The following is a 9,623-nucleotide window of genomic DNA, read 5'->3' as shown; positions in this document are numbered from 1 at the left end:
TTCCGAACCCGGAAGCTAAGCCTTACAGCGCCGATGGTACTGCAGGGGGGACCCTGTGGGAGAGTAGGACGCCGCCGAACAAATTTTGAAGAAAACCCCGCACCGTTTCGGTGCGGGGTTTTCTGCGTTTAGGCTCGCGGTATGCGCTATGACCTCGTCATTTTCGACAACGACGGTGTGCTCGTCGACAGCGAGCCCATTTCCAACCGGCTGCTGGCCGAGTATCTGACGGAGCTGGGGCATCCGACGACGTACGAGGACTCCATTCGGGACTACATGGGGTCCGCGATGCACCGGATCCACGACCTGATCGAGGAGCGGACGGGGCAGCGGCTGCCGGCGGACTTCGATGACGTCTTTCATGCGCGGGTGTTCGCGGCGTTCGAGCGGGAGTTGAAGGCTGTGGAGGGGGCCGCGGACGTGCTGGAGCGGCTGGCCGGGGACGGGGTGCCGTACTGCGTGGCCTCGTCGGGTAGCCATGAGCGGATTCGGGTGGGGCATCGGGCGGCCGGGCTGGACCGGTGGTTCGAGGACGGGCGGATCTTCAGCTCGCAGGATGTGGGGCGGGGGAAGCCGGCGCCTGATCTGTTTCTGTACGCGGCCGAGCGGATGGGAGTCGCGCCGGAGCGGTGTGTCGTCGTCGAGGACAGTCCGTTGGGGGTGCAGGCGGCTGTCGCGGCGGGGATGGATGTCTGTGGATTCACCGCCATGACGCCTGCCGGCAGGCTCGCGGGCGCCAATCAACTGTTCTCTGACATGGAGGAGTTGGCCCGACTGTTGGTCTGACGCGTGACGCCTGACGACGTAGACGGCGTGGGGAAGCTGAGGGGAATTCATCTTTGGCTGGATCTACCCATGGGTAGTCCGGGGCCCTACGCTCGCCGCCATGACTGATGTGCTGCGGCGCGGTAGGGCTTCGTTGTCGTTCAGTTTCTTCGCGCAGGGTGTCGCCTTTGCCCTGCTCGTGACTCGGATTCCGGCCATCCAGGACCGGTACGGGGTCTCCGATGCGCTGTTGCCCGCGTTCCTCGCCGCCGTACCGGTCCTGGCCGGTGTCGGGAGTGTGGCGACCGAGCGGCTGGTGAGGCGAGTACCGCCGAGCCGGCTGCTGCGGTGGTCCCAGCCCGTCGTGCTCCTGGCGCTGCTCGGGGTCGGGGCCGGGGAGCGGATGGTCGAGCTGGGGGTCGCGCTCGCCGCGTTCGGGCTGGCCGTGGGTGTGCTCGACGCCTCGATGAACATGCTCGGGGTGAGCCTGCAGCGGTCGTACGGGCGCAGCATCATGCTCAGCTTTCACGCGGCGTACAGCCTCGGCGGGATCGCTGGGGCCTCGCTGGCGTGGGTGGGGGCGCACTGGGATCTGGCGCTGGTCGTGTCGTACCTGCCGGTCGTCGTGGCGTTGTTGCCGGCCGCGCTGGTGGGGAGTCGGTGGTACGTCGATGGTGGCGGCGGGACCGATGCCGAGGCGGGGGACTCGGGGGACGGTGGGGCGGTCGCCTTCAAGGTGCTGCTGCCGTTCTGCCTGGTGATGACCTTCGCCTATATCGGGGACTCCACCGTCTCCAACTGGAGTGCGAAGTATCTGCAGGACGTGCTGGGGAGTTCGGAACAGTTGGCGACCGTGCCGTACAACGTCTACATGGTCACCACGTTGCTGGGGCGGGCCATCGGGGATTTCGGGGTGCGGAAGTTCGGGGCCGTCGCGGTGGTGCGGGTGGGGGCGCTGGTGGCGGCCGTCGGCTTCGCGGTGGTGGCCGGGGCGCCGGGGGCGTGGGCCGGGATGCTGGGGTTCACGTTGCTGGGGATCGGGTTGTGTGTGTTGGTGCCCCAGACGTTCGCGGCGGCGGGACGGCACGCGTCCGAGAAGTACGGCCCGGGGGCTTCGGATGCGGCCATTGCTCGGCTCAATGTGTTCAATTATGTGGGCTTTTTGATCGGTTCACCCCTGGTGGGTGCGCTGGGCGATGCCTGGAGCTATCGCGGGGCCATGCTGGTGCCGATGGTGTTGGTGCTGGTGACGCTTGTGTACGCCCGGTCGTTCGCTGCTCAACCGGACCGATACGGTGGCGGGCATGAGCGGCCGCGCACAGCTGATGTGGGACGAGGCAGTAACGGGCTATGACTTCGGCCGGGACCATCCGATGGACCCGGTCCGGCTCGCGCTGACCAGGAAACTCGTGGACGCCTTCGGGCTGGACAAGGACGTGGACGTCGTCGCGGCCCAGCCGGCCGGTGAGTCGACGTTGCGGCTGGTCCACCGGGAGGACTACATCGCGGCCGTGAAGGCGGCCTCGACGGATCCGGGGGCCGCGGATCAGTCGTACGGGCTGGGCACACTGGATGATCCCGCGTTCGCGGGGATGCATGAGGTGTCGGCGCTCATCGCGGGGCAGTCGGTGGGGGCGGCGGAGGCGGTGTGGCGGGGGGACGCGCTGCACGCGGTGAACTTCGCGGGCGGGCTGCACCATGCGATGCCGGGGGGCGCTTCGGGGTTCTGTATCTACAACGACGCCTCGCTGGCGATCGCGCGGCTGCTGGAGCTGGGGGCCGAGCGGGTCGCCTACATCGATGTCGATGTGCATCACGGGGATGGGGTGCAGGCGGCGTTCTGGGAGGACCCGCGGGTGCTGACGGTCTCGTTGCACGAGCATCCCCGTACGTTGTTTCCGCAGACCGGGTGGCCGGAGGAGACCGGTGGCGGGGGCGCGGAGGGGTCGGCGGTGAATGTGGCGTTGCCGGCCGGGACCGGGGACGCGGGGTGGCTGCGGGCGTTTCACGCCGTTGTGCCGGAGGTGATCGCTGACTTCCGGCCGCAGGTGCTGGTGACTCAGCATGGGGCCGATACGCACTTCGAGGATCCGCTGGCGCATCTTGCCGTGTCGTTGGACGCGCAGCGGGCCGTGCAGGTGGCGTGTCATGACCTTGCGCATGAGTACGCCGAGGGGAAGTGGGTCGCCCTGGGTGGCGGTGGGTACGCCGTGGTGGAGGTCGTGCCGCGGTCGTGGACGCATCTGGTGGGGATTGCGGCGGGGCGGCCGATCGAGCCCGAGGCGATGATTCCGGAGGGCTGGCGGCAGGAAGTCTTCGCGCGGACTCGGCAGTTGGGGCCGGCGCGGATGACTGATGGGCGGTGGCCCGTGTCCTGGCGGGACTGGGAGTCGGGGTACGACCCTGCCGATCGGCTGGATCAGGCTGTGCTGGCGACTCGTAAGGCTGTGTTTCCGTTGCGGGGGCTGCTGGCCTAGGTGGGGTGCGGCTGGGGACGGAGGCTCTCTCGGGATGGGGCGGAGTGCCTTAGCCCAACCGCGCGTTGTTTCCCCGTTTCCGCTGCCCCCGGGCCGCCCGATCCGTCACCATCGCTCACGTGTTGAGTACCGGAGCCCTCCGGGCCCACCTCCTGGCCGCTCGGCTTGCCGGGACCGTGGCCACTTCCCGGGAGGACAGTCTCAGGAGTTATCGGCTTTTCGCTGCTCGGGACCCTCGGGTGCTCATCGGGCTCGATCCCGAGTGGAGCTGGCGGTTGCGCGATCTGATCGAGTTGATGGCGGACAGGTGTGGGGTTTCGGCCGATCCGACGCATGTATCCGGCCTTGATGTGATCGATCCTGGGCGGACTTTGAGCGGGTTGGATGCCTTCGCCGACCGGATCGGGGCCGCCGCCCAGCGCGGCGCGCCCGTGCTGATCGGTACCGGGCATCCGCATCGACTGCTCGGGTTCTACGCCGCCTTGGCGGACGCGTTGTCGGCGGCGGGGTGTGCCGTCCTCACCCCCGCGCATGGTCGTTGTGTCGACATAACGACCCGGTTCGGCCTACGCACGTACAACCTTGACTACGTACGAGGAGTCGCGTTGGTGCGGGAACCCGGCGCTCCGAGCACCGGGCGTGAGACCGGCGCACACACGCACTCACCGCTCCCGGTTCGTACCGCTCTGGCCGCCGCGGCCGAGGTGGGCGGGCCGTTGCCGGAGCTGGTGATCGGGGATCACGGTTGGGTCTGCGGGGCAGGTCAGCTGGGGTTTGAGGCCATTGGTCTCGCCGATACGAATGACCCCGCGCTCTTTGTGGGGGAGGCAGAGGGGTCCGTGTCCGTCGTCGTTCCACTTGATGACGCTGTGCGGTCTGATTACTACCGGCCGCTTACCCGCTACGTACTCAATCGAGCGTGTCTGTCACAGTAGGTCGCCGATGGCTGCACCTCTTCCCCACTCGCATCACCCGCCCCTACATTGGGGAGTGAGCACGCAGCGACGAAGAGTCACCGGAAGGGGAAGCCGGTGGCCGTCGAGTGCGGAAGGTTCAGGTGTGTCATGGCTGCAGCTGGCGAGAGGCCTCTGAACGAGGTTCAGTTCCTTACCGTGGCGGAAGTCGCCTCGGTGATGCGAGTGTCGAAGATGACCGTGTACCGGCTGGTGCACAGCGGTCATCTGCCCGCGATCCGGGTGGGGCGGTCCTTCCGCGTCCCCGAGCAAGCGGTTCACGAGTACCTCCGCGAGAGTTATGTGGGGGTGGAAACCGCCTGACGGCAGAGGGCGGGGGAGGATCCTCAGGGCTGTTCAGGATTCACCCTCGCCCCCTCGATTACGACCTCAGCGCTCGGGCGGGTAGGCTAGCCCCTCGTAGGTCGTGTGGGCCCATGGCGCCCAAACACCGAGTGATGAGAAGTGAGCGAGGGTAGTCGTGGGCTCTGTTATCAAGAAGCGGCGCAAGCGGATGGCCAAGAAGAAGCACCGCAAGCTGCTCAAGCGCACGCGCGTTCAGCGTCGCAACAAGAAGTAAGCGCGGCGCCGCGGAAGTGGCGTCTTTGTGGCCCCCCACCACCGGTGGGGGGCCACACGCGTATCGGGGGCGGTGTGCGAAGGGTCGAACTCTGTGCGTATGCCTGGACAAAGGGTTGATCCGTCCGGTCGTACGCAGGAAATTCTCGTCACTTCACGCATTGGGCGGTCATCACAGCGCAACATCGACCCGCTAAGTTGGCCGCACACGGGGAACTCGGCAGGGGTACGAGTGCTGGAAGGAAGGCGCTGATCTTGGGCAAGGTCGTGCTCGTGACCGGAGTGGCCCGTCAACTGGGGGGCCGGTTCGTACGACGGATCCAGCGTGACCCAGAGGTGGACCGGGTGGTCGCCGTGGACGCGGTGCCGCCCGAGCACCATCTGGGGGGTGCCGACTTCATCCAGGCCGACATCCGGCAGCCCACCATCGCGCGGGTGCTGGCCGAGAGCGGCGCCGACACCGTCGTACACATGGACGTGACCGGAACCGCGCTGGGCAGCGGCAGCCGGACCACGGTCAAGGAGACCAACGTCATCGGGACGATGCAGCTGCTGGGCGCCTGCCAGAAGTCCCCCAGCGTCAAGCGGCTCGTGGTCAAGTCCAGTACGAACGTCTACGGGTCCGCGCCGCGCGACCCCGCCGTCTTCACCGAGACCACCCCGCCCAAGTCCCTGCCCAGCGGCGGCTTCGCCAAGGACGCGGTGGAGGTCGAGGGCTATGTGCGGGGGTTCGCGCGCCGGCGGCCGGACGTCGCCGTGTGTGTGCTGCGGTTCGCCAACATCCTCGGGCCGACCGCCGACACCCCTCTCGCCTCGTACTTCGCACTGCCCGTGCTGCCGACCGTCTTCGGGTACGACCCGCGGCTGCAGTTCGTGCACGAGGACGACGTGATCGAGGTGCTGCGCATCGCCTCGCACGAGCCGGAGCGGGGCACGCTCAACAGCGGCACCTTCAACATCGCCGGCGACGGCGTCCTGCTGCTCTCGCAGTGCTCCCGGCGCCTGGGCCGCCCCACCGTGCCGCTGCTGCTCCCCGCGGTCACCTGGGCGGGCTCCATGGTGCGTACGCTGGGCATGTCGGACTTCTCGCCCGAGCAGATCCGGTTGCTCACTCACGGCCGGGTCGTGGCGACGGACCAGATGCGAGAGACGCTCGGATTCAAGCCGAAGTTCACGACGGCGGAGACGTTCGCGGAGTTCGCGCGCAGCCGCGGACCGGGTCTGCTGCCGCCGGAGGCCCTTGCAGGGGCCGTCGACCGGATCGCCGCGCTGCCCGTGCTGGGCGGCGGCCACCCCCCGACGCAGAGCGCCAACTGAGGAGCGCATCAACGATGGCGGACGCCAAGGTCATTCCGTTCGATGACGACCGGTCCCGCGGAGGCGCCGTGCAACGGCCGACGCGGCGCCGCAGTGCGGGGAGCCGGCGCAAGAACGGTGAATCCGCGCTGGTACGCGAGGTCCAGCCCCTCCCCGGACGGTCCTTCGCGCAGGATGATGTTCCTGTGACACGTGAGGAACAGCCGCCCCTGAAGCCCCAGGACGACGCCGGCCTGGAGCGGCGCATCGCGAGCGGCCTGGCCTTCCTGCGCCGCCGCCTCACCGGGGACTACGAGGTCGACGACTTCGGATACGACGAGGAGCTCACCGACCAGGTTCTGATGTCCCTGCTGCGCCCGGTGTACGAGAACTACTTCCGGGTCGAGGTGAAGGGCGTCGAGAACATCCCGTCCGAGGGCGGCGCGCTGATCGTCGCCAACCACTCCGGGACGTTGCCGCTGGACGGCCTGATGATGCAGGTCGCCGTGCACGACCACCACCCGGCCGGGCGTCACCTGCGCCTGCTTGCCGCCGACCTGGTCTTCATGCTGCCGGTGGTCAACGAACTCGCCCGCAAGCTCGGCCACACCCTGGCCTGCGCCGAGGACGCGGAGCGGCTGCTCGGGCAGGGCGAGTTGGTCGGCGTCATGCCGGAGGGCTTCAAGGGCATCGGGAAGCCGTTCAGTGAGCGCTACAAGCTGCAGCGCTTCGGCCGCGGCGGCTTCGTCTCCACGGCCCTGCGCAAGGGCACGCCGATCATCCCGTGCTCGATCGTCGGGGCCGAGGAGATCTACCCGATGATCGGCAACGCGAAGACCCTCGCCCGCCTCCTGGGCTTTCCGTACTTCCCACTGACCCCGACGTTCCCGTGGCTGGGCCCGCTGGGCGCGATCCCGCTCCCGACGAAGTGGACGATCCAGTTCGGCGAGCCGATCCCCACGGACGGCTATCCGCCGGAGGCCGCCGAGGACCCGATGCTGATGTTCAACCTGACCGACCAGGTCAGGGAGCAGATCCAGCACACGCTGTACAAGCTGTTGGTGCAGCGGAGGTCGGTCTTCTTCTGACCCCTGCTGGGCGACGTTGACGGAAGAAACGTTTGTACGGCTGGTCCGACGATTACGGCGGTGGGGGCGCCCCTCTCGGGAGGGGCGCCCCCACCGCCGTACGAATCGCTCTTCTGGAGTGGTTAGTTCGCGTCCTCGCCCTCGATGCCCAGGCCCGGCAGGAGTCCGGGAAGCAGGGGCGGGAGGGTGACGGCGGGCTCGGTGCTCGGGGTCGAGGTGGACGGTGAGGTGCCGGTGCCGCTGGTGTCCTTCGGTGGGTCGAGCAGGCCGCCGGTGCTGCCGCCGAGCAGGCCCTCGCTCTCGCTGCCGGAGCCCTCGGCCGACTTGCTGGGACTGCTGGACCGGTTGCCGTCCGAGGAGCCGCTGCCGCCGGCGCTGGGGCGGGCCGACCGGTCGGAGTCGGACGTACCGGTGGACGCCGATCCGGAACCGCCTCGCCGCTTGCCGTCGCCGCCCTGTGCCGGGGTCTGCGGGAGGAGGGACTCCAGCGGGGCGACCTCTTCGTCTATGGCGTCGAACACCGACGACACACGGTCACTGACGTCCCCGAGCTGGAGGGGAAGCCGCTCGCGCAGGTTGCCCCACGCCGCTCGGTGGGAGCGGGAGAAGGTGGAGAGAGCCTGGATGGGGCCCAGGGAGTTCGGATCGCGCTCGTACGCCTCGCGCAGCAGGCGATGTCCTTCCGAGGCGTCGTGCTGCATGCCGGACAGCGCGCGGCGGATCGCGTAGAGCGACTCGTGGTCGAGCTGTCCGCCGCGGCCGCGCTCCATCAGCCGCCGGGCCTCGCTCAGCCGGGTGGAGGCATGGTCGAGGTAGGCGCGCCCGCGCTCGTCGTCGCCGTCGGCCAGGACGTTGAGCTTGAAGTCCTCGATGCCGCGTTTGAGGCCGTAGAGGGAGTCACCGGGCAGCGCTTCGGAACTCGCGGCGGCCACTCCGCCGAAGGCTCCCGCGGCGACTCCTACGCTGAGCCCGCCCGCGGTGAGGCCCTTGGCGATCCGGGAACGGGGCCGCAACTTCCCCAGCGGGGAGGCCCGATGAGCCCCCCGTGCCCGATCCGAACGCTGCTCGGGCAGGGCCGGGCCCGCGTCGCCCCCCGCGGTGCCCTCCTGCAGCATGGCCTCCATCGCGGCCACGAGCTGGGCCCTCTGGACGACCTTGACCTCGGGGTCGAGCGCGGGCCTGGGGAGCTCGCCGAGACTCTCGGTGAGGGCCAACAGGCGTCCGTGCTCGGTCTGTTCGGTCTGTTCCGCAGCAGCCGGTGTCGGTGCCGATCCATCGGGCTGCTCGGCCTGCTCGGCCGCCGAGCCCCGGTCGGTCAGCTCCTCCAGGGCCTGGGCGAAGGCGTTCGCCCGCCGGTGTGCCGATACGTTCGCGATCACTGGCGGCACCTCCTCTCGTGATGACGGTCGGCTCCCCAGGGGGTCCTGAGGGTTGCACGCCCTGACCACAACCACACGATCGAGTGATCGAAGTCGGCCAGGGAGTGACCACAGGGAGCCTGCATCCCGCACAACGAGCGGCTCGGCACTTGGGTTACGGACGCCGGATGAACGGATAGCGAAGTCAACAGACTTTCACCGACGGTGAGTTGACGATTGCGGAGAGTGCTGATTCGGTCCGGGTGGCGCGGTCAGCGCGCGTCGTCCGGGAGCAGTCGGGCGAGGGTGCGCACGGCTCGGTACTGGAGGGTCTTGATGGCGCCCTCGTTCTTGCCCATGACACGAGCTGTCTCCGCGACGGAGAGGCCCTGGAGGAAGCGGAGGGTGACGCACTCCTGCTGCTGCGGGTTGAGCCGGCGTACGGCGTCGAGGAGGGCGGCGTTGGAGAGCGACTCGAGGACGGAGTCCTCGGGGGACCGCTCGACTTCGTTGGCGTCGAGCATCTCCCCGGTGGTCACCTCCAGCCGGAAGCGGCTGGACTTGAAGTGGTCGGCGACAAGGTTGCGGGCGATGGTGACGAGCCAGGCGCCGAAGTCCCGGCCCTGCCAGGTGAAGGTGCCGATCCGGCGAAGGGCCCGCAGAAAGGTCTCGCTCGTGAGGTCCTCGGCGGTGGCCTTCCCTCCGACGCGGTAGTAGATGTAGCGGTAAACGGTGTCGCTGTACTGGTCGTAGAGCCGACCGAACGCGTCGGCCTCGCCGGCCTGTGCGCGTTCCACCAGATCCATCATTCGAGCGCTGTCGCTGTCCGCGGCCGGCCGCCGAGCGGTCGCCGCACCGGCCGAGCGCCCACGCCTGCCGACGGCGGCGGTGCCGTCGGCGAGCGCGTAGCACGGGCCTACGGGCACGGCGGTTACGGCGAGGGCGGGGACGGCGTACGCGGTGGGGACGAAGCCGCGCAACAGGTCGTGGACCGTTGCGCGCAGCGTAGCCAGGCCCGAGGCGTCAACCCCGACGTGTGGGTACACGGGACTCCCAGAGGCAGAGCTTCCATCACGTGCAGTGCGGGACCGTTCACCCGTCGTAGCG

At 68.8% G+C, this 9,623-nt stretch carries 10 protein-coding genes and 1 rRNA gene; 9 read left to right on the top strand and 2 right to left on the bottom strand.

The genetic code is table 11. From position 1 onward, the window contains the following. The 9 genes from rrf to IF78_RS0123365 form a co-directional block, all read left to right on the top strand. Nucleotides 1-80: ribosomal RNA gene (gene rrf, locus IF78_RS0123405) — 5S ribosomal RNA — on the top strand; the annotation flags it as partial. Nucleotides 81-141: 61 nt separating this feature from the next. After that, a complete protein-coding gene (locus IF78_RS0123400; protein WP_031478184.1) occupies nt 142-786 on the top strand; it encodes an HAD family hydrolase in 645 nt (214 codons plus the stop codon). Nucleotides 787-886: 100 nt separating this feature from the next. Beyond that, complete coding sequence (locus IF78_RS0123395) at nt 887-2,119, top strand: MFS transporter (protein ID WP_031478183.1); 1,233 nt, start codon at nt 887-889, stop codon at nt 2,117-2,119. Further along, nucleotides 2,070-3,242 (top strand): acetoin utilization protein AcuC, encoded by a 1,173-nt coding sequence (locus tag IF78_RS0123390; RefSeq protein ID WP_031478181.1) that lies wholly within the window; start codon nt 2,070-2,072, stop codon nt 3,240-3,242. Before IF78_RS0123395 ends, IF78_RS0123390 begins: the two co-directional genes overlap by 50 nt. Before the next feature lie 119 nt (nt 3,243-3,361). After that, nucleotides 3,362-4,177, top strand: a complete 816-nt coding sequence (locus IF78_RS0123385; protein ID WP_031478180.1) for a phosphatase — start codon at nt 3,362-3,364, stop codon at nt 4,175-4,177. Between the two features lie 129 nt (nt 4,178-4,306). Next, the gene (locus IF78_RS0123380; RefSeq protein WP_004984898.1) at nt 4,307-4,519 is read left to right on the top strand and encodes a helix-turn-helix domain-containing protein; all 213 of its coding nucleotides are present in this window, start codon (nt 4,307-4,309) and stop codon (nt 4,517-4,519) included. Nucleotides 4,520-4,676: 157 nt separating this feature from the next. Beyond that, nucleotides 4,677-4,775 (top strand): 30S ribosomal protein bS22, encoded by a 99-nt coding sequence (locus IF78_RS46370; protein ID WP_003948845.1) that lies wholly within the window; start codon nt 4,677-4,679, stop codon nt 4,773-4,775. 254 nt (nt 4,776-5,029) lie between these two features. Further along, nucleotides 5,030-6,091 carry an NAD-dependent epimerase/dehydratase family protein gene (locus tag IF78_RS0123370; protein ID WP_031478178.1) on the top strand — a complete coding sequence of 354 codons (1,062 nt, stop codon included), beginning with the start codon at nt 5,030-5,032 and terminating at the stop codon, nt 6,089-6,091. A gap of 14 nt (nt 6,092-6,105) precedes the next feature. Then, nucleotides 6,106-7,158: a lysophospholipid acyltransferase family protein gene (locus IF78_RS0123365; RefSeq protein ID WP_031478176.1), complete on the top strand. Its 1,053-nt coding sequence runs from the start codon at nt 6,106-6,108 to the stop codon at nt 7,156-7,158. A 122-nt stretch (nt 7,159-7,280) separates the two neighbouring features. On the opposite strand, the gene IF78_RS0123360 is transcribed toward IF78_RS0123365, so the two are convergent. Together IF78_RS0123360 and IF78_RS0123355 are read right to left on the bottom strand one after the other, a co-directional pair. Beyond that, nucleotides 7,281-8,537 carry a DUF5667 domain-containing protein gene (locus IF78_RS0123360; RefSeq protein ID WP_031478174.1) on the bottom strand — a complete coding sequence of 419 codons (1,257 nt, stop codon included), beginning with the start codon at nt 8,535-8,537 and terminating at the stop codon, nt 7,281-7,283. A 251-nt stretch (nt 8,538-8,788) separates the two neighbouring features. Next, on the bottom strand, nt 8,789-9,562 hold the full coding sequence (locus tag IF78_RS0123355) for an ECF subfamily RNA polymerase sigma factor, BldN family (protein ID WP_031478172.1): 774 nt from the start codon (nt 9,560-9,562) through the stop codon (nt 8,789-8,791). Nucleotides 9,563-9,623: the final 61 nt, after the last annotated feature.

This window comes from Streptomyces bicolor, from assembly GCF_000719285.1.
GTDB classification, from domain to species: Bacteria; Actinomycetota; Actinomycetes; order Streptomycetales; family Streptomycetaceae; genus Streptomyces; species Streptomyces bicolor.
The sequence above is the reverse complement of the archived record's forward strand: the minus strand, read 5'-3'. Positions and strand labels throughout refer to the sequence as shown.